Origin of the sequence: Mesorhizobium montanum, assembly GCF_033977145.1 — a bacterium.
GTDB lineage: Bacteria > Pseudomonadota > Alphaproteobacteria > Rhizobiales > Rhizobiaceae > Mesorhizobium > Mesorhizobium montanum.
Genome location: NZ_JAVIJF010000011.1, coordinates 139,992 through 160,170 on the forward strand (window position 1 = coordinate 139,992; position 20,179 = coordinate 160,170).

General features: G+C 63.7%; 17 protein-coding genes. 11 read left to right on the forward strand and 6 right to left on the reverse strand.

From position 1 onward, the window contains the following. Window position 1: 1 nt before the first annotated feature. The 5 genes from RFM68_RS16720 (at window position 2) to RFM68_RS16740 (ending at window position 5,860) form a co-directional block, all read left to right on the forward strand. Window positions 2-739, forward strand: coding sequence for a CpaD family pilus assembly protein (locus RFM68_RS16720; RefSeq protein ID WP_320234075.1), 738 nt, complete (start codon window positions 2-4; stop codon window positions 737-739). Between the two features lie 46 nt (window positions 740-785). Next, window positions 786-2,069 (forward strand): CpaE/TadZ family protein, encoded by a 1,284-nt coding sequence (locus RFM68_RS16725; RefSeq protein WP_320234076.1) that lies wholly within the window; start codon window positions 786-788, stop codon window positions 2,067-2,069. A 30-nt stretch (window positions 2,070-2,099) separates the two neighbouring features. Continuing rightward, window positions 2,100-3,599 carry a TadA family conjugal transfer-associated ATPase gene (locus RFM68_RS16730; protein ID WP_320234077.1) on the forward strand — a complete coding sequence of 500 codons (1,500 nt, stop codon included), beginning with the start codon at window positions 2,100-2,102 and terminating at the stop codon, window positions 3,597-3,599. A 217-nt stretch (window positions 3,600-3,816) separates the two neighbouring features. Continuing rightward, window positions 3,817-4,830: a type II secretion system F family protein gene (locus RFM68_RS16735; RefSeq protein ID WP_320234078.1), complete on the forward strand. Its 1,014-nt coding sequence runs from the start codon at window positions 3,817-3,819 to the stop codon at window positions 4,828-4,830. A gap of 13 nt (window positions 4,831-4,843) precedes the next feature. Continuing rightward, on the forward strand, window positions 4,844-5,860 hold the full coding sequence (locus RFM68_RS16740; RefSeq protein WP_320234080.1) for a type II secretion system F family protein: 1,017 nt from the start codon (window positions 4,844-4,846) through the stop codon (window positions 5,858-5,860). 131 nt (window positions 5,861-5,991) lie between these two features. On the opposite strand, the gene RFM68_RS16745 is transcribed toward RFM68_RS16740, so the two are convergent. Continuing rightward, complete coding sequence (locus RFM68_RS16745; protein WP_320234150.1) at window positions 5,992-6,819, reverse strand: tetratricopeptide repeat protein; 828 nt, start codon at window positions 6,817-6,819, stop codon at window positions 5,992-5,994. Window positions 6,820-6,944: 125 nt separating this feature from the next. On the opposite strand from RFM68_RS16745, the gene RFM68_RS16750 reads away from it, so the two are divergent. The 5 genes from RFM68_RS16750 (at window position 6,945) to pdeM (ending at window position 13,237) form a co-directional block, all read left to right on the forward strand. Beyond that, window positions 6,945-8,309, forward strand: coding sequence for a leucyl aminopeptidase family protein (locus tag RFM68_RS16750; protein WP_320234081.1), 1,365 nt, complete (start codon window positions 6,945-6,947; stop codon window positions 8,307-8,309). Window positions 8,310-8,373: 64 nt separating this feature from the next. After that, window positions 8,374-8,724, forward strand: coding sequence for a MarR family winged helix-turn-helix transcriptional regulator (locus tag RFM68_RS16755; RefSeq protein ID WP_320234082.1), 351 nt, complete (start codon window positions 8,374-8,376; stop codon window positions 8,722-8,724). Window positions 8,725-8,892: 168 nt separating this feature from the next. Further along, complete coding sequence (locus RFM68_RS16760; RefSeq protein WP_320234083.1) at window positions 8,893-9,753, forward strand: C40 family peptidase; 861 nt, start codon at window positions 8,893-8,895, stop codon at window positions 9,751-9,753. 220 nt (window positions 9,754-9,973) lie between these two features. Further along, window positions 9,974-12,496: a ligase-associated DNA damage response DEXH box helicase gene (locus RFM68_RS16765; protein ID WP_320234151.1), complete on the forward strand. Its 2,523-nt coding sequence runs from the start codon at window positions 9,974-9,976 to the stop codon at window positions 12,494-12,496. A 24-nt stretch (window positions 12,497-12,520) separates the two neighbouring features. Further along, entirely contained in the window at window positions 12,521-13,237 is a 717-nt protein-coding gene (pdeM, locus tag RFM68_RS16770) for a ligase-associated DNA damage response endonuclease PdeM (RefSeq protein ID WP_320234084.1), read from the forward strand. A 28-nt stretch (window positions 13,238-13,265) separates the two neighbouring features. Here the strand turns inward: pdeM and RFM68_RS16775 are convergent, their stop codons facing one another. The 5 genes from RFM68_RS16775 to RFM68_RS16795 all read right to left on the reverse strand — a co-directional run bounded on the left by RFM68_RS16775 (window position 13,266) and on the right by RFM68_RS16795 (window position 18,907). Next, window positions 13,266-14,039, reverse strand: coding sequence for a tetratricopeptide repeat protein (locus RFM68_RS16775; RefSeq protein ID WP_320234085.1), 774 nt, complete (start codon window positions 14,037-14,039; stop codon window positions 13,266-13,268). A gap of 113 nt (window positions 14,040-14,152) precedes the next feature. Next, window positions 14,153-15,088: a dimethyl sulfoxide reductase anchor subunit family protein gene (locus RFM68_RS16780; RefSeq protein ID WP_320234086.1), complete on the reverse strand. Its 936-nt coding sequence runs from the start codon at window positions 15,086-15,088 to the stop codon at window positions 14,153-14,155. A gap of 2 nt (window positions 15,089-15,090) precedes the next feature. Then, window positions 15,091-15,825, reverse strand: coding sequence for a 4Fe-4S dicluster domain-containing protein (locus RFM68_RS16785; RefSeq protein WP_320234087.1), 735 nt, complete (start codon window positions 15,823-15,825; stop codon window positions 15,091-15,093). Continuing rightward, window positions 15,822-18,752: a molybdopterin oxidoreductase family protein gene (locus RFM68_RS16790; protein WP_320234088.1), complete on the reverse strand. Its 2,931-nt coding sequence runs from the start codon at window positions 18,750-18,752 to the stop codon at window positions 15,822-15,824. Before RFM68_RS16790 ends, RFM68_RS16785 begins: the two co-directional genes overlap by 4 nt. Then, window positions 18,749-18,907, reverse strand: a complete 159-nt coding sequence (locus RFM68_RS16795) for a hypothetical protein (RefSeq protein WP_320234089.1) — start codon at window positions 18,905-18,907, stop codon at window positions 18,749-18,751. The genes RFM68_RS16790 and RFM68_RS16795 overlap by 4 nt, the downstream gene beginning before the upstream one ends. Window positions 18,908-19,031: 124 nt before the next feature. Between RFM68_RS16795 and RFM68_RS16800 the strand changes: the two genes are divergently transcribed. Next, window positions 19,032-19,919 (forward strand): LysR substrate-binding domain-containing protein, encoded by an 888-nt coding sequence (locus tag RFM68_RS16800; RefSeq protein WP_320234090.1) that lies wholly within the window; start codon window positions 19,032-19,034, stop codon window positions 19,917-19,919. Window positions 19,920-20,179 lie beyond the last annotated feature (260 nt).

A 20,179-nucleotide genomic window follows, 5' to 3' on the forward strand; every position in this document is an offset into this window, starting at 1 on the left:
TATGTCCAAGTCAGTATCGAAGGTCATGACGGTCCCGACAGCGTCCGGCATCGAAAGGATCCGCCGGCCGGTGGTCCCGGCACTGGCGGTCATGCTTGCGGTCTCGCTCGCCGGTTGCGCCAACTGGCACCGCGACAGCGTTACGGTCGGGTCGATACCGGACGATTACCGCACGACCCATCCGATCGTCATTGCCGAGAAGAACCAGAAGATCGATCTGCCGGTCGGCGCCGGTGACCGCGGCATGACGGGTGCCCAGCGCGACACGCTGCTCGGCTTTCTCGACGGCTACGACAAGGGAGCCGCCCCGTCGCTGACCATCGCAATCCCGCGAGGCTCGGCCAATGAGGTGGCGGCACTGGTAGCGGGGCGCGACTTCGCTCGTGTCGCCATGGCTGACGGCGTCAAGCGCAACCGTATCGTCATGACATCCTATCAGTCGGATGTGCCTGAGGCATCGGCGCCGGTGCGTGTTGCCTTCGTCGCCATAAGGGCCCAGACCGACAAATGCGGGCGTTGGCCCGAAGACATTCTGGAGACGTCGGAGAACAAGCACTATGCCGACTTCGGCTGTTCCTATCAGAACAATCTCGCAGCCCAGGTGGCCAATCCCAACGACCTGCTCGGGCCGCGCAAGCAGTCCGACATCGATGCCGAAAACCGCGGTGCGGTAATCGACCTTTATCGCGCGAGAGGCATTTCGAACGAGTTCCTGAGCAACTCGGAAGTGACTTACTAAGCCGCGCCCGGACGACGAAGAGAGCAGTCACGGAAAGAGCATGACGATGAGCAATCTTGCCTACGACACGCCCGCGGAAACCGGCGACCTTTCGCAGCAGGACATCGCCGCCATGCAGGCGCTGCGTCCGGTGCCGCGCATTTCGATCCAGGCTTTCTGCGAGACGGAAGGCGTCGCCAATCCCGTGGAGCGCGCGGGCGAGGACCGCCGTATGGCCAAGGCCCATCTCAAGGTCCATATGGGCGGCGTCCCGACCGCTATCGAGTTCTACCAGTCCGCGCCGACACCGAACCTGATCCTGCTGGAATCGCGCAGCGAACCGCAGCAGCTGCTCGAACAGCTCGGCCAGCTCTCCGAATATTGCGATCCGTCCTCCAAGGTCGTGGTCATCGGCCACTACAACGACGTCGGGCTCTACCGCGAGCTGATCCGTTCGGGCATTTCCGAATATGTCATCGCGCCGGTCTCGATGACAGACATCGTCAGTGTCGTGTCGTCGATCTTCGTAGATCCGGAATCGGAGCCGATCGGCCGCTCGATCGCTTTCATCGGCGCCAAGGGCGGCGTCGGCTCCTCGACCCTCGCCCACAATGTCGCCTGGGCGATGTCGTCGCTTTTCAAATCCGAAGTCGTCATCGCCGATCTCGATCTCGCCTTCGGCACCGCCAACATCAATTTCGACCAGGACCCGGCGCAAGGCATCGCCGAGGCGGTGTTTTCGCCTGAGCGGGTCGATGAGGTCTATCTTGACCGTCTGCTCGCCCAGTGCGCCGAGCATCTGTCGCTGCTCGCGGCCCCCTCCACGCTCGAGCGCGTCTATGATTTCGACGCCGAGGCCTTCGCGCAGGTCATCGAGACGGCGCAGCGCAGTGCGCCTCTGCTTGTCCTCGATATGCCGCATGTGTGGAGCGGGTGGACGAAGAGCACGCTGATCAAGGCCGACGAGATCGTCATCACCGCCACGCCCGAGCTCGCAAATCTTCGCAACACCAAGAACATGGTGGACATGCTGAAGCGGCTGCGTCCGAACGATCCGCCGCCGAAGCTGATCATCAACCAGGCAGGTGTGCCGAAGCGGCCGGAGATCGCGGCTCCCGATTTTGCCGAGCCGCTCGGCATCACGCCGATGGCGGTGATCAACTTCGAGCCGCTGCTGTTCGGCAATGCCGCCAACAATGGCCGCATGCTGAGCGAGATGGACGCGAAGAGCCCGGTCGTCACCACCATCAATGAGATAGCGCATGTGCTGACCGGGCGCAGCGAAATCAAGGCAAAGAAGAAGGCAGGCCTGGGCTCGATCCTCGGCAAGCTCTCGCGCAACAAGAAGTGACGCTGATTGAGCGGCATCGGGTAGTCGATCATGTTTGGTAAAAGAGGCTCAGACGACGGCAACCGGGCAACGCCCGAATTCCGTCCGCCGGCAACTGCCCCCGCCGCTCCCGCTTCAACGGGAACGATGACGGCGGAGCGGCCGGCCGCGCCGACGTCCAGCGCGCCGGCCGCACCGCCCTCCCGTCGTCCCGTCGAGCCGCCGCCGATGGCGCCTGAGCCGCCAAGAAGGGTCCAGCGCGAGCGCAGCGAGACCTACTACGACACCAAGAGCCAGGTTTTCTCCGCGCTCATCGATACGATCGACCTGTCGCAGCTCGCCAAGCTCGATCCCGAGAGCGCGCGCGAGGAAATCCGCGACATCGTCAACGACATCATCGCGATCAAGAACTTCGCGATGTCGATCTCCGAGCAGGAAGAGCTGCTCGAGGACATCTGCAATGACGTTCTGGGCTATGGACCGCTGGAGCCGTTGCTTGCCCGCGACGACATAGCCGACATCATGGTCAACGGTTCCAAGAACGTCTACATCGAAGTCAACGGCAAGGTCGAACAGACCGGCGTCCGCTTCCGTGACAACCAGCAGCTGCTCAACATCTGCCAGCGCATCGTCAGCCAGGTCGGCCGCCGCGTCGATGAATCGAGCCCGATCTGCGACGCGCGCCTTCCCGATGGCTCGCGCGTCAACGTCATCGCGCCGCCGCTCTCGATCGACGGCACCGCGCTCACCATCCGCAAATTCAAGAAGGACAAGCTGACGCTGGATCAGCTGGTCAAGTTCGGCGCAATCTCGCCGCACGGCGCGGAAATCCTCAAGATCATAGGCCGCGTCCGCTGCAATATTGTCATCTCGGGCGGCACGGGTTCCGGCAAGACGACGCTGCTCAACTGCCTGACCAACTATATCGACCGCGAGGAGCGCGTCATCACCTGCGAGGACTCGGCCGAATTGCAGCTGCAGCAGCCGCATGTGGTCCGTCTCGAAACGCGGCCGCCCAATCTCGAAGGCGAGGGCGAGGTGACCATGCGCGACCTGGTCAAGAACTGCCTTCGCATGCGGCCCGAGCGGATCATCGTCGGCGAGGTGCGCGGACCGGAAGTGTTCGACCTGCTGCAGGCGATGAACACCGGTCACGACGGCTCGATGGGAACGATCCACTCGAACAGTCCGCGCGAATGCCTCAACCGTATCGAATCGATGATCGCCATGGGCGGCTATTCCCTGCCGCAGCGCACGGTGCGCGAGATCGTCGTCGGCTCGATCGACGTGATCATCCAGGCGGCCCGCCTGCGCGATGGTTCGCGCCGCATCACCCACATCACCGAGGTGGTCGGCATGGAAGGCGACGTCATCATCACCCAGGACCTTGTCCTCTATAACATCAAGGGCGAGGACGCGAGCGGCCGGCTGGTCGGCGAGCATGTGTCGACAGGCATCGGCCGCCCGCATTTCTGGGACCGCGCCCGCTATTATGGCGAGGAGCAGCGCCTCGCCAATGCGCTCGAGGCGATGGAGAAACGCGCTGACTGATGCATCTGGAGGTCTAGAGCAATTCCAGGAAAAGTGTGAAACGGTTTTCCGTCCGGAATTGCGTGAAATCAGAGAGATAGAGCAATTCCAGGAAAAGTGTGAAACGGTCGGGTTCGGCGACCTCGCCGTAACCTTTCGTCCGGAATTGCGTGAAATCAAAGAGATAGAGCGGTTCGTCGTTTCCGTGAAACGATGAAACGCTCAGGGATCCCGGTCGATGTTTGGAATTGACACCACCGTACTGGCGTTCATCGTGCTTGCCGGCTTCAGCGCCGGCGCGGTGGCCTATGCTTTCCTGTTCACGCGCATCGACAACGAGAAGCAGGCCGGCAAGCGGCTTCAGACCATCAAGACAGCCGAAACCGACCGGTCCGTGGTGAAAGCCACGCGCGACCGCGCCGCGGAAGCGGTCAAGCGGCGCAAAAACCTCCAGGACTCGCTCAAGCAGCTCGACGAGAAGCAGAAGACCAACGACCGCAACCTCAAGAAACCGCCGCTGAAGGTCCAGATCCGCCAGGCCGGCATGCAGGTTTCGATGGAGCGTTTCTATATCTACTCGGTTGTCTGCGGCGTCGTCCTGACGGCTCTTTTCTTTTTCCTCCACGCGCCTTTGTGGGCTCTGCCCGGCGTTCTGCTGGTTGGCGGCCTCGGCCTGCCGCGCTGGTTCGTGTCGTTTCGCCGCACACGCCGCGTCAAGGCCTTCCTGGAAGAGTTTCCGAACGCGCTCGACATCATCGTGCGCGCGGTCAAGTCCGGCCTGCCGCTCAACGATGCGATCCGCCTGATCGCCAACGAATCGCCCGAGCCGGTCCGGGCCGAGTTTCGCCGCATCGTCGATTCCCAGCAGCTGGGCATGTCGGTGCCCGACGCCGCCATGCGCATGTCCGAGACCATGCCGTGCACCGAGGCCGGCTTCTTCGGCATCGTCATCCAGATCCAGTCACAGGCCGGCGGCAACCTGTCAGAGGCGCTGGGCAATCTTTCGCGCGTCTTGCGCGACCGCAAGAAGATGAAGGCCAAGGTCCAGGCGCTGTCCATGGAAGCCAAGGCATCCGCCGTCATCATCGGCGCCTTGCCTTTCGTCGTCGCCTTCCTCGTGTATCTGTCGAGCCCGAACTATATCATGCCGCTGTTCACCACCAACGTCGGCAACCTGATCCTTGGCTGCTCGGGTGTCTGGATGTCGATCGGCATCCTGGTGATGCGCAAGATGATGAACTTCGAAGTGTAGGGGCGCGGATTCAGTGACAGAGCAGGTTGTCAAAACACTCACCGACCCTTCTTTCCTGATCGCGATGCTGGTCGGTATCGCCGTGTTCGCGACCGTCTTCACCCTCATGCCGGCGCTCGGCGGCACGTCGCTCAAATCGCGCATGAAGAGCGTGGCGCTCGAGCGCGACAAATTGCGCGCCGAGCAGCGTGCGCGGCTGGCCAGCGAGGCCGACCGCCGCAGCAAGGGCCTGCGCGAGGAACAGTCCGTCGGCATGCGCAACATCGTCGACCGCCTGGATCTCAGGCGCGCGCTTGCCGACGAAAGCACGATCCAGAAGCTGAAGGTCGCGGGCTTTCGCGGCCAGAACCCGATGACGCGCTTTCTCTTCTTCCGCCTCATTTTGCCATTCGTCGGTTTTGCGCTTGCGGCCGTCTATCTGTTCGTGCTCGGCGGCCTGCCGCAGCAGCCGGCTTTCATCAAGCTGTTCGTCTGTGTCGTCGTCGCCTATGGCGGCTTCTACGCGCCGATCCTCTACGTCAACAACCGCGCGGCCAAGCGCAAGCAGTCGATCCAGCTGGCATGGCCGGATGCGCTCGACCTGATGCTGATCTGCGTGGAATCCGGCATGTCGGTGGAAGCCGCCTTGCGCAGGGTTGCCGACGAAATCGGCGCGCAGTCGGTGCCGCTCGCCGAAGAATTTGTCCTCACCAATGCCGAGCTGTCCTATCTGCAGGATCGCAAGATCGCCTATGAGAACCTGGCAAGCCGCACCGGTCTGGAATCGGTGAAGTCGGTCTCGCAGGCCCTGGTCCAGGCCGAGCGCTACGGCACGCCGGTGGCGCACGCGCTGCGCGTGCTCGCCTCGGAAAGCCGCGACATGCGCATGAACGCGGCCGAGAAGAAGGCCGCGGCACTGCCGCCGAAGCTCACTGTGCCGATGATCCTGTTCTTCCTGCCCGTCCTGTTCGCCATCATTCTGGGCCCCGCCGGCATCCAGGTCAGCCAGCGCGGCATCTTCGGCGATCAGCACAGTTCCTCGAGCCAGTAAGCGCGCCCGTTCGCATCAAATCAAAAAGCCGCGCGTGGTCCGCGCGGCTTTTGAGTGCGCAGCGGTTTTCCGTCAGAAATTGCGTGAAACAAAGAGCTGGAGCAGGATTGTATCAAACGCTGGCGCCCGCGTCAGTTCGTGGCGACTTTCGCCTTGCCCTTGTCCTGATCCTTCAACTGGCTCCAGGCGTTCTGCTGGGCAAGCATCTGGCGCAGATAGGCGACGTTGGCCTGCGCCTGCTCGGGCGACAATTCCTGCGAAGCGATCTTTTCGGCCTCGTCGAAGCGACCCTGCAGTCCGACGACCAGCGCCAGGTTCTGCCGCACCCGGCTGTCGGCACCGGGCTGTTGCGCGGCCGAGCGCATATAGGTTTCGGCCGTGCGCAGGTCGCCTTCGAGCACATAGGACATGCCGAGATTGGACAGCACCGAAGGCTCGTTCGGCTTGAGTTCCAGCGCCTTCCGGTAATTCTGCCGCGCCTCGTCTTTCTGCCCCATCTGGTCGAGAATGGCGGCTTCCGCCGACACCAGCTTCCAGTCCGGATATTCGGGCGTCTGCGCGCGACGCACGGCGTCGAGCGCCGGCTCGAACTGGCCGTTGGCGGCAAGCGCCTTGCCATAGGCGGCAAGCACCTCGCGATCCTTGGGATAGACGATCGCCAGCTTGCGCATCACCGCCAGCGACTGGTCGGCGTCGCCGTCCATCTGCAGCGCCGCCGCGAAATTCATCGCCATGCGCTTGTCGCTCGGATTGCGGGCGTAGGATTCGCCGAGCCTGGACGTGGCGGTGCGCAATTCGCCGGCCGACATCGTTTCCAGCGGCCTGCTGTCGGCGCGCGAGATGGAGCCGGTGGTCATCCTGCTGGTGCTGCCGCAACCCGCCACGCTGGCTGCCAATGCCGCCATGAAGGCCGTGGTGATCAGACGCTTGGCTGCAAGGTTCAACGCTTTGATCGGCATCAACGCCCGGTCTCCATTCCTGTGCGGCCATTGGCTGGCCGTCTTCCCTCCCGCAGAAATATTCTGTTAACCCTAACGGACCGTTAAGAAGCGCCGACTCAGCTTGTTCGGCCGGAGATCATCGCATGCCTGTCGAACTCGTCGAACAAAAGCCGCAAGCCGCCTTGCCCGTCTATCTGGTGGCAAAGGACACCCTCGAAGCCGCGGCACTGCCGCCGCCCGCCATCGCCTGGGCAAGGGCCAACGGTTTTTCCGGCGAGGCGGGGCGCACGCTGGTCCTGCCGGGCGAAGGCGGCGGCCTTGCCGGCGCGCTGTTCGGCACAGGCGACGGCGAAAGCGTTCTTGCCCTCGGCGCGCTCGCAAGGGCGTTGCCGGAAGGCGACTGGCATTTCGCATCGGCCCCCGCGCAGCCCGATCTGGCTGCGCTTGCGCTGGTCCTCGGCGGCTATGTCTTCACCTGCTATGGCAAGAAGCCTGGCAAGACCTTGCGCTTTGCGCTTCCGGAAGGCGCCGACGCCGCGCATGTCCGCCGCATCGCCGATAGCGTGTTCCTGACGCGTGACCTCGTCAACACCCCGACCAGCGACCTGGGGCCGGTCGAGCTCGAAGACGCTGTACGAAAACTGGCGGCCGCCCATGGCGCCGACATTTCCGCGATCCACGGCGATGATCTTCTGGCGCAAAATTTCCCGATGATCCACGCCGTCGGCCGCGCCTCCATCGGCGCGCCGCGGCTGATCGACATGACCTGGGGACCGAGCGATGCGCCGAAGGTGACGCTGGTCGGCAAGGGTGTCTGCTTCGACACTGGCGGCCTCGACATCAAGCCGTCGTCGGGCATGCTTTTGATGAAGAAGGACATGGGCGGCGCCGCCAATGTGCTGGGCCTCGCTTCCATGATCATGACGGCGAAAATGAATGTCCGGATGCGCGTGCTGATCCCCGCGGTCGAGAATTCGATTGCCGGCAATGCCTTCCGGCCCGGCGACGTGCTGCGCAGCCGCAAGGGCATCACGGTCGAGATCGGCAACACCGACGCCGAAGGGAGGCTGATCCTGGCCGACGCGCTGGCGCTGGCCGATGAAGAGCAGCCCGCTTTGCTGATCGACATGGCGACGCTGACCGGAGCTGCGCGCGTCGCGCTGGGGCCCGATTTGCCGCCTTTCTACACCGCTGACGAGACGCTCGCCGCCGATCTGGCCGCTGCTTCCGTTGCGGTCGAGGATCCGCTGTGGCGCATGCCTTTGTGGCGTCCCTACGATGCGAAGCTTTCCTCGAAGATCGCCGACATCAACAATGTCACCACCGACGGTTTTGCCGGATCGATCACCGCAGCGCTTTTCCTCAAGCGCTTCGTCGAGAAGACTGACCGGTGGGCGCATTTCGACATCTTCGCCTGGAACCCCGTCGATCGCCCCTACGGCCCGACCGGCGGCGAGGCGCAAGGCATTCGCGCGCTGGAGCGGGTCATTGCGCAGCGATTTGCCTGAGCAGGTCGGCGGGGCAGGCCGCCACTGAAACGGAACCGAAACAATTTGCCGGCATGCTTGGGCGATGTCGATCTCGATGCGCCCGAGCCAGGCCTTACGACTGTGGCAGCAGGTGATGCTGGCCCAGGTGCGCGCCGGCGCGCCCGATCTCACCATGCGCCAGACGGCGATCCTGTTCACCATCTACCTCGATCCGCCGCCGCATACGGTGCGCGGGCTGGCCGCCAGGCTCAACGTCACCAAGCCGGTCATCACCCGCGCCCTCGATACGATGGGCGCGCTGAAGCTGGTCTCGCGCCACCGCGACGAGCTCGACAAGCGCAACGTGCTGATCCGGCGCACGGTGGAAGGCGCGCTCTTTGTCGAGCGCTTCGGCGATGGTATCGTTGCGAGGGCGCATGAACTGCCTATCTAGAGCAATTCCAGGAAAAGTGTGAGCGGTTTTCCGTCCGGAATTGCGTCAAAACAAAGAGATAGAGCGGTTCGCCGTTTCCTTGAAACGGTGAAACGCTCTATAACATGATCCCGAAAAGTGGGACCCGGTTTTCGGGCAAGATCATTTTCAATCAAGCTGGATATCGATTTGACCGCCAGGGATGCCCGCCTTCATGCCTTCCGCTCCGACCTTGCCGATGCAAGGCTGAAAGGCAAGGTCGCCGCCGATCGCTTCGTCGCCGGCCGTCCGGCGCGGATCACGGCGTCGGTCGCCGACTTGCGCAAGGCGCCGCGTCCCGATGCCGGCGTGAACACGCAGCTGCTGTTCGGCGATGATGTGCTCGTCTTCGAGGATGCGGAAGGCTGGGCCTGGGTGCAGGCCGAGCGCGACGGTTATGTCGGCTATGTCGCGGACAATCTTCTTGGCCCACGCGAACATGCGCCGACGCACATCGTTTCCGTGCCGCGCACCTTCCTCTATCCGGGCCCTGACCTGCGTTTCCCGATCGGTGGGCAATTGTCCATGGGCTCGACTGTCACGGTGACAGGCTTCGCCGAAACCCGCGGCACGCATTACGCGTTGCTGCCCTCCGGCCAGGCGATCATCGCCGGCCATTTGCGGCCGATCGGAGAGCCGGCCGAGGATTACGTCACGGTCGCCGAGAGCTTCCTCGGCACGCCCTATCTGTGGGGTGGCGTCTCAGGCTTCGGCATCGACTGTTCCGGCCTCGTGCAGTTGGCAATGCGCATGGCAGGCAAGGACGTGCTGCGCGATTCCGACATGCAGGCGGCGAGCATCGGTATGCCAATCGAGCCGGGTCCGGACTATTCAGGTCTCCGGCGCGGCGATCTGGTGTTCTGGAAAGGCCATGTCGCCATCATGACCGACGAAAAAGACATGATCCACGCCAACGCCCACACCATGCTGGTCTCCCGCGAGGGCCTGCAGGACGCCGTCGCCCGCATCGGCTATCTCTATGGCGGCCCGACGGGGTTTCGAAGGCCGTGATCTTGTCCTTCTCCCCGTTCACGGGGAGAAGGTGCCCGAAGGGCGGATGAGGGGCGGCGCGAACCCGCGATTGTTGGTGCTGATGGCCAATGTACGATCGCGGGCGCCGCCCCTCACCTGCCTGCCGGCATCCTCTCCCCGTTAACGGGGCGAGGAATGCTGATCCCCTTTTGTTCCGATTTTCCTTGGCGATTGCTTGCCGTCGCGCTACGTCTGGCGCGTGACCGAGCAGCCGCGCCTTGCCGAACAGAATGCCGCCGTCCTGCTGCCTGAGCCATTCGTCAAATGGTTCGGCGAAAAGGGCTGGTCGCCGCGCGTCCATCAGCTCGAACTGCTTGCGAAGGCGCAAAGCGGTCAATCGGTGCTCTTGATCGCGCCGACCGGCGCCGGCAAGACGCTGGCCGGCTTCCTGCCGTCGCTGACCGAGCTGGCCAACCGTCCGAAGCGAAAGCCGGGCCAAGCCCACCGCGGCATCCACACGCTCTACATCTCGCCGCTCAAGGCACTGGCTGTCGACATCGAGCGAAATCTCGGCAAGCCGGTCGAAGAGATCGGACTGCCCGTCACCATCGAGACGCGCACCGGCGACACGCCTTCGCACAAGCGCCAGCGGCAGAAACTGGTGCCGCCCGACATCCTGCTCACCACCCCCGAGCAGCTCGCGCTGCTGATCGCCTCGAACGATGCCGGGCGCTTCTTCGAGGACCTGCGCTATGTCGTGCTCGATGAGCTCCATTCCTTGGTCACCTCGAAGCGCGGGCATCTGCTGGCGCTTGGTCTTGCACGGCTGCGCGCCTTCGTTCCCGATCTGCAGACCATAGGCCTGTCGGCCACAGTGGCCGAGCCCGATGAATTGCGGCGCTGGCTGGTCGCGCAGAACCCACCCGGCGACGTGGCTGAGCTGATCACGGTCGCCGGCGGCGCAAGGCCCGATATCTCGATCCTCGACTCGCGCGAGCGCGTGCCGTGGTCCGGCCATTCGGCCCGATACGCCATTCCTGAAATCTACGAGGCGATCAAAGAACACCGCACCACGCTTCTCTTCGTCAACACCCGCAGCCAGGCCGAGCTTCTGTTTCAGGAGCTGTGGCGGGCGAATGAGGACTCGCTTCCGATCGCGCTGCATCACGGCTCGCTCGATGTCGGCCAGCGCCGCCGCGTCGAGAAGGCGATGGCCGACAATGCGTTGCGCGCCATCGTCGCCACCTCGACCCTCGACCTCGGCATCGACTGGGGCGATGTCGACCTGGTGGTGCATGTCGGCGCGCCGAAGGGGGCGAGCCGGCTGGCGCAGCGTATCGGCCGCGCCAACCACCGCATGGACGAGCCGTCGAAGGCGATCCTGATCCCGGCCAACCGCTTCGAGGTGCTGGAATGCCGCGCCGCGCTCGACGCCAATTATCTCGGCGCGCAGGACACGCCGCCGCTGGTCAAGGGCGCGCTCGACGTGCTGTCGCAGCATGTGCTGGGCGTCGCCTGCGGCGGACCGTTCGATGCCGACCTTCTGTTCGAGGAAGTGCGCGGTGCTGCCCCTTACGCGGCGCTGGAGCGCGAAACCTTCGACCGCGTCGTCGATTTCGTCGCCACCGGCGGCTACGCGCTGAAGAACTACGAGCGCTATGCCCGCATTCGCCGCAACAAGGACGGGCTCTGGCGCGTTTCCCACCCCAGAGTCGCGCAGCAATATCGGCTGAATGTAGGCACCATCGTCGAAATGCCGGAGCTCAACATCCGCTATGTCCGGCAGGGCAGGGGCATGGCCGGCCGCGGCGGCCCGGTGCTCGGCAAGATCGAGGAGTATTTCGCGGAAACGCTGCGCCCCGGCGACAATTTCCTCTTCGCCGGCAAGGTGCTGCGCTTCGAGGGCATCCGCGAGAACGAATGTGTCGTCTCCAATGGCGCTGGCGCCAACATCATCGTGCCGTCCTACGCCGGCGGCAAATTCCCGCTCTCGACCTATCTCGCCGAGCAGGTGCGCGGCATGCTGGCCGACAGCGACCGCTGGAAACTCTTGCCCGAGCAGGTGGCCGACTGGCTTCGGATACAGGAAGAAAAGTCGGTTTTGCCGAAGCGTGGCGACCTTCTGGTCGAGACCTTTCCGCGCGGCAACCGCCATTACATGGTCGCCTATCCCTTCGAGGGCCGCCTGGCGCACCAGACGTTGGGCATGCTTTTGACGCGCCGGCTGGAGCGCGCCCATGCGCGGCCGCTCGGCTTTGTCGCCACCGATTATTCGCTGGCGGTGTGGGCGCTGGACGACATGGCGGCGCTGTTCAAGGCCAGGAAGCCGTCGCTGGCCGCCCTCTTCGACCAAGACATGTTGGGCGACGATCTCGAGGACTGGCTGAACGAGAGCTGGATGCTGAAGCGCACCTTCCGCACCTGCGCCGTCATCGCCGGGCTGATCGAGAAGCGCTACCCCGGCCAGGAAAAGAGCGGCCGCCAGGTGACGGTCTCGGCCGACCTGATCTACGACGTGCTGCGCAGCCATGACCCTGACCATATCCTGCTGCAGGCAACGCGCACCGACGCTTCGGCCGGATTGCTCGATGTCAGCAGACTTGGCGAGATGCTCTCGCGTGTGCGCGGTCGAATCATGCATAAGCATCTCGAGCAGATCTCGCCGCTGGCGGTGCCGGTGATGCTGGAGATAGGCAAGGAATCGGTCAATGGCGGCGCCAACGACACGTTGCTGATGGAAGCCGCCGACCTGGTCGAGGAAGCCATGGGTGGCCGGGCGTGACGATCTGAGGAAGGCCGGGAGGGGATGAATTTTTCGCTGTCGCGCGCAACGCTGATCGCCGAGGCCGGCCTTGTCGGCATCGCCGGCGAGCGGTCGATCTGCGATCGGCGTGGCGTTCTCTATTTCCCCGATCTGCGGCTGCTCGCGGTCTCCGACCTGCATCTTGAAAAAGGTTCGTCCTTCGCCAGGCGCGGCGCGCTGATCCCGCCCTACGACACGGGAGCCACCTTGCTGCGGCTGCAGGCGGTGATCGCCGACTACCAGCCGCGGATCGTCGTCAGCCTCGGCGATTCCTTCCACGACGGCGGCGGCGCCGGGCGCATGCATGAGAGCTTCCGCAAACGCCTGGAAGCGATGATGCCCGGACGCGACTGGTTCTGGGTCGCCGGCAACCACGATCCGGAGGCCCCCGCCGACCTGCCCGGCGAAACGGTCAAGGAACTCGCCATCGGCTCGCTGCTCTTCCGGCACGAACCGTCGAAACTGCGTGTCGAAGGCGAAATCGCCGGTCATCTCCATCCCTGCGCGCGCATTGTCCAGCGCGGCCGCTCGGTTAGGCGGCGTTGCTTCGCCGGCGACGGCGGCCGCATGATCATGCCGGCCTTCGGCGCCTATACCGGCTCACTCAACGTGCTCGACCGTGCCTATGCCGGCCTGTTCCGGCTGGAAACGCTGATGGCCTATATGCTGGGGACCGAGCGGATTTTCGCGATCTCAGGCTCGATGCTGCGGCCGGGCTGAGGATTGTCGCCGGGTCTTTGGGTGGAACTCAAGTCTTCTTAAACGCAGCGTGGATGCGATCAAGAACTTCTTCCGCGCCATGATTTCCCTGGGCTGCGGAGCGTTTGAGCCATTGGATCGCAACGTCTGCATTCTGCTCAACTCCAACGCCTTTGAGATACATCAATCCCACGTTGAATTGGGCCTTGCTATTGTTCAATTGCGCAGCCTTTTCGTACCAATGAAAGGCCAGATTGGGGTTTTTATCTACAATTTCGCCGGTCAGGTAAGCGGCACCTAGATTAATTTGGGCGTCAACGTTACCCTGCTCGGCTGCTTTGGTTAACCAAAGAGTCGCGTCGGCCCCATTTTTGGGCACTCCCTTCCCGACAGAATACACATATCCAAGGTATTGCTGAGCTTCGGACAAACCTTGGATCGCGGCCCGGCGCCATAGCTCCGCCGCTTTGGTGTCATCCAGCTGAACGCCCTTACCCCAGGAATACAAAAGTCCAAGGTTCAACTCGGCCACTGCCATGTCCTGATCCGCCGCCTTGGCCCACCACTCGGCAGCCTTGGAATAATCCAATGGAACACCAAGTCCCCTGGAATACAGAAATCCGACATTAAATTGAGCAATAGCATCACCCCTTTGGGCGAGGGCCGTCCATTCTTTGTACGCTTCCGTATAATTCTTCGCCTGAAAGGCAGCTTCGGCTTCGAGCGCTCCCGCCATCAAATCCTGAGGCACGAAGATAAATATACAGGCAACGAAAAATGTTCGTGTGAGACAAGTCGGAAGGTACTTAGCAGTGAGGTTCATCGCCTTGATCGACCAGTAGAGAGGCGGAACATGCCGGGGCATTGAGTTCACCACGACCGTAATATTGGATCGTACGGCCGTCCAGAAACCTGCCTAAAGTTAATTTCAGGTGCTTATCGTCCGTAATAGAGCGTAACCGTGTGCTTCGCCTCGGCGAAGAACAGCCAGCGCTCGACCAGCATGCCGGCAAGCTGCGCGGCGGCTGCAAGCACGGACGCGATTGCGCCCAAAGGCCATGGCAGGAAGAACACGATGGTCAGCAGGACAGCGGGCCCGATGAACGCCAGCGTCTGCGCGATCCGCCGCAGCTTCGCGCTATGCTTGCGCGCGATGCGGAATCCCATCTCCTTGAGCAGGTAGTTTTCTTCCGTATGCGGCCATTCGATTGACCGCACCGTGCCGCCGGCGAGGCCCGTCGCCGTATTGGCGGTTGTCGGGATCTCCAGCCGGTCGTTGTAGCGCCAGGTCGCAAATTTCCAGCCCCAGCCGGCGAGCGTGGCGATCAGCGCGCCAGCCAGCACCCCATTTGAGCCGATGTTGAAGCTTTGCAGCAAAGCGTTCGCCAAAACGCTTCCAGTCATCGCCGCAAAGATAAGATAGGCCGGCAAAGTATAGCGGCTGTGCCACTGTGCGATCGGCTTCAGCGAGGCATAGATCATGCCTGTCGTGCAGACTGTCGTCACCGCGCCTGCCGCCGTCAGCAGGCCGGCGACTGCCACCCAGCCGCCGCTGTGGCCGAGAAACACCCAGCCGATGCCGAACATACAAGCCGGAATGAAGGTTGCGACCGACGCCACGCCTTCGCGCGACAGCCATGAGCTGCGCCATTGCGAGAAGGCGTGCCAGGCGCGCTCGGGACGGCCGAGATGGCCGGTCGAGGACAATAGTCCGGCAACGATCAGGCCGAGCGCCAACGCCATGCCGATGAGGCCAAGCCAGAAATCGGCGGGAATGAATCCCAGCCCGCCAAGCAGGCCGAGCAGCGCCAGCAGGCCGTAGCCAGCGCCGGTGGCGGTGGTGAAGAAGACGACCGAGAAGGCGGGATGCATGATCAGTTCGAAAGCATGCGGTCGATCCAGCCGAGGAAACCGCCCTCGCCCCTGATCGGCTCCAGCGCCGGCGCGTCCACCTTCGCCGCACGTTCGCCGCGGGCGCGCGGCGGCAGATATCTGTTCGTCGGTCTGTAGCCAAGCTCCGGCATCAGCGCGACGCCGCCACGCTCCTCGACAAGCTGCGAGATCGCCGAAGCCGGATCGCCGAGATCGCCGAAATGCCGGGCGCTGGTCGGACAGGCGGCGACGCAGGCGGGCACGCGGTCTTCCACCGCCAGATTGTCGTTGTAGATGCGGTCGACGCAGAGCGTGCATTTCTTCATCACGCCGACATCGGTGTCGAACTCGCGCGCGCCGTAGGGGCAGGCCCAGCTGCACAATTTGCAGCCGATGCATTTATCCTCGTCGACCAGCACGATGCCGTCCGAGGCGCGCTTGTAGGAGGCGCCGGTCGGGCAGACGGTGACGCAGGCCGGCTGCTCGCAATGCAGGCAGGAGCGCGGGAAGTTCACCGTACGACCGCCTTGTTCGGTCGTGTGCTCATAGCTGTGCACGCGGTTGAACCAGACGCCGTCGGCATGCCCGCCATAGGGGTCGATATCGGTCAGCGGCGCCATATGGCCGCCGGCGTTCCACTCCTTGCAGGCGGTGACGCAGGCCTGGCAGCCGACGCAGGTGTCGAGGTCGATGACGAGGCCGAGTTTTTTCTCGGTCTGGGCGGGAAGACAGGTCATTCGGCGGCTTCCCTCTTGATGCGGAAATCGGCGCCGAAGCGAAGCACATCCGGCGACGGCTCCATGTGCGGCGGCTGCCGGAAGCGCTCGAACTGCGGCTCTGTGAAGCCGGCTTCTTCCAGCGCGCATTTGACGATGCGCACCCGCACGTCGAACCATGCCGCCTGTCCCGTGACCGGGTCGGAATTCGAATAGCGTTTGCCGCCGGCATCCGCCGCGGTCTGGTCGCCGATGATGTGGTTGAGCAGGAAGCCGCGGTTGGACTCGGCTGCATCGTCCTTCAGCCCCCAGCTGCCGCGCCGCTTGCCGATGGCGTTCCAGGTCCAGACCGTGTCCGGGTTCACGCCGTCGACCAGTTTTATCTGTCCTTTCACTCGGCCGTTGATGCTTTCGATCCACACCCAGTCATCGTCGACAAGGTCAAGGCCCGCGGCCGTCTGGTGATGGACGAAGAGCCGGTTCTGGCTGGTGATCTGCCTCAGCCACGCATTCTGCGAGCCCCAGGAATGGTACATGTGCATCGGCCGCTGCGTCAGCGCATGCAGCGGATATTTCTCCAGATCGACGCTCTCGTCCTCGAAGGGCGCGTACCAGAACGGCAGCGGGTCCATATAGGCTTCGATGCGGCGACCTTCGGCATCGGGTGGCCGGACCTCGCCATGGCCACGCGCGGCAAGGCGAAAGCGTTGCATGGGCTCCGAGTAAAGCTGGAAAACGATGGGCTCGGCCTTGGCGATGAAACCCATCTCGACCGCGAAATCGAGATAGGCGCGGTTGGCCATTTTGTAATAGCGCTGGTCGTCGGAAAAATCCTGGTGCCAGAAGCCGCCATTGTCGATGTAGCGCTGCAACTGATCCGGATTGACGTCGCCTTTGCCCATCGAGCCGCCGTCCTTGCCGCGCCAGCCGGCGAGCGGGCCGATGCCGGGCGTGCGCTCGTGGTTGACGATGTAATCGGCATAGTCGCGGTATTTCGCCGAGCCGTCCTCGTCGACGAAGCCGGGCAGGCCGAGCCGCGCGCCAAGTTCGATCAGCACCGACTGGAACGGCCGCACGTCGCGGTCCGGCTGCACCACCGGGTGGCGGATGGCGTCGCCCGGACCGTCGGCATGGCTGATCGGCCGGTCGAGCAGGCTGATGCAGTCGTGCCGCTCGAGATAGGTGGTGTCGGGCAGCACCAGATCGGCAAACGCCACCGTTTCGGAATAATAGGCGTCGGAATAGATGATGAAGGGGATCTTGTAGCCACCCGCCTCGTCCTTGTCGGTCAGCATGCGAATCGTCTCGACGGTGTTCATCGACGAATTCCAGGCCATGTTCGACATGTACATCATCAGCGTGTCGATCGGATAAGGATCGCCGGCCCAGGCGTTACGGATGACTGAGTGCATCAGCCCATGCGCAGCCAATGGCGCTTCCCATGAATAGGCTTTGTCTATGCGGGTAGGCCGGCCGGCCGCGTCGACGAGAAGATCGTCCGGGCCGCAGACGAAGCCGAGCGGCATGCCGTCGAGCGGTGTCATCGGCTGCGCGTCCTTGCCGGCGGGCTTCGGCCCCGGCGGCGCCGGGCGCGGATAGGGCGGCTTGAAGCGGAAGCCGCCTGGAACGTCGACTGTGCCGAGCAGCACCTGCAGCAGATGGATGGCGCGGCAGGTATGAAAGCCGTTGGAATGGGCCGAGATGCCGCGCATGGCATGCATCGAAACAGGCCGGCCCTTGATCGTCTCGTGCCGGCGGCCCGCCCAGTCGGTCCAGGCGATGGGCAGCTCGATCGTCTGCTGGAAGGCGACATGCGCCAGTTCCGCCGCGATGCGTCGGATCGTCTCGGCGCTGATGCCGCAGCGCGCGGCAACCGCGTCCGGCGAGTAGCTGCCATCCAGGTAGCGGTCGGCGACGAGCTGGAATACCGGCACGCAGCGGCTGCCGTTGACCGTGTAATTGCCGGTCAGTGCTGGTTTTGCATTCGGGTCGCTTGCATTGACGGCCGTTTTCGCCACCCTGTCCCAGGCAAGCGGATTGCCGGCGTCGTCACGCGCGAACAACCCGTCATCGGCGGACCCTGGCTCTTGCACGACCAGCACCGGCGCGTTGGTGTAGCGCAGCAAATAGTCGAGATCGACGCGGCCGGCCTTCAGCAATTCATGGACGAGCGCCAGCACGAACAGGCCATCCGTGCCCGGCCGGATTCCGATCCAGTCGTCGGCGATCGCGTTGTAGCCGGTGCGGCAGGGATTGATCGAAACCACCTTGGCGCCGCGCGCCTTCAGCTTGCCGAGGCCGATCTTGATCGGATTGGAATCATGGTCCTCGGCGACGCCGAACAGCATGAAATATTTGGTGTTGTCCCAGTCGGGCTCGCCGAACTCCCAGAACGAGCCGCCGATCGTGTAGAGCCCGCCAGCCGCCATGTTGACGGAGCAGAAGCCGCCATGCGCGGCAAAATTGGGCGTGCCGAACTTCGACGCCCACCAGCCGGTCAGCGATTGCGACTGGTCGCGTCCGGTGAAGAAGGCGAGTTTCTTCGGGTCGGTGCGACGGATCGCCGACAGCCGTTCGGTGGCGATGGTCAGCGCCTCGTCCCACTCGATCTCGCGGAACTCGCCCGAGCCGCGCGGTCCACTGCGCAGCAAAGGCTTCCTCAGCCGCGCCGGGCTGTAATGCTGCATGATGCCTGCGCTGCCCTTGCCGCAGATCACGCCGCGGTTCACCGGATGGTCCTTGTTGCCGTTGATGTAGCGGACCTTGCCGTCCTTGATGTGGACGTCGATGCCGCAGCGGCAGGCGCACATGTAGCAGGTGGTCTTGGCGACGCGGTCGCAGACGCCTGGCGAGGTCTCTACGCCGTCGCCTTCATTCGGTGCTTGCGTGTCGGCCAGCGGCTGCTGGGAGGGTGCGGAATTGGCGCCGCGCGGCGCAGCTTTGCTCATGATTCGCGAACGCTCTCGCCGTTCGCCATCCTGGCCTTCGTCTTGGGTCCCGGGCCGCGCATATAGTGGAGTTCAGGATGATAGCGCTCGCCGGCGAGCTGCCGCTTCAGCCGGCGGCTCCAATGCGCGAACAGGGATTTGAAGCGCCTCACCATTTCCAACTCTTGGCGTAAGACGGCCAATTTTTTCCAACTTCAGGCAAAAACTTAGAACAAAGCAATTGATCCGTCTAACAAGCAGCTCTTGTAATTCCGATCGATTTTGCTTCTTAGTTACGCCATGACCCTGGACCAGCTGCGCATATTCGTCGCCGTCGCCGAGCATGGCCACGTGACCAAGGCCGCCGAACGGCTCGGCATCTCCCAGTCGGCTGCCTCGGCCGCCATCCGCGCGCTCGAAAGCCAGCACGGCGTGCGCCTGTTCAACCGGGTCGGCCGCAACATCGAGTTGGCTCAGACCGGCCACCGCTTCCTGCCTGAGGCGAAGGCGGTTCTGGATCGCGCCGCGGCTGCCCGCGGCGTGCTGGAGGATGTCTCGCAGACCGTCGCCGGCAGCCTGTCGATCGCGGCCAGCCAGACCATCGCCAGCTACTGGCTGCCGCGTCGCCTTGCTTCCTTTCACGAGGCCTATCCTGCCGTGAAGCTGAGCGTGACGATCGGTAACACGCGGCAGGTCGAGACCAACGTGCTGGACGGCCGCGCCGATTTCGGCCTGGTCGAGGGCCGTACCGAGTCCGACATCCTGCGCCGCGCCACGGTCGATGAGGACCACCCGATGCTGGTGGTGGCGCGTTCGCATCCCGAGATTGCGATGACGCGGGCAGGAAACCTGGACATCAGGGCCTTGCGCTGGATCATCAGGGAAGGCGGGTCCGGCACGCGCGAGGCGCTGGAGGACTTCGCGCACAGTCAGGGGGTTCCGCCGGCGGAGCTGCAGATTTTCCTCGTCCTGCCCAGCAACGAGGCCGTGCGTCAGGCAGTGGAAGCCGGCGCGGGAGCCACGATCATTTCGGAACTGGTGGTCGCGCGCTCCCTGGCGGAAGGCAGCCTTAGGGCCGTGCCGGTCGAATTGCCGAAGCGCGACTTCGCCATGATCACGCATCGCGACCGCCAGGCGAGCCTCGCCCAGATGGCGCTGAAGGCGCATCTCGGTGGAAAGCTCGGCTGAATAATGAAGGGCTGCATCCGGACTGCGTTCTGAGAATGTAGATCATCGCGAACGTTTCGCGATTGGCCGAAGCTTGCGAACTTCGTCATCCACGGGCGGAGCGACGCGAAGCGGAGCGCAGACCCGAGGATCCATGCCGTTACCCCGGCCGAGGTGTGCAGCGGAGCAGAATTCTGCACGGTAGCGACGCCTTAATGTCACGGAATGGATCCTCGGGTCTACGCCGCGTCGCTTCGCTCCTTGCTCCGCCCGTGGATGAC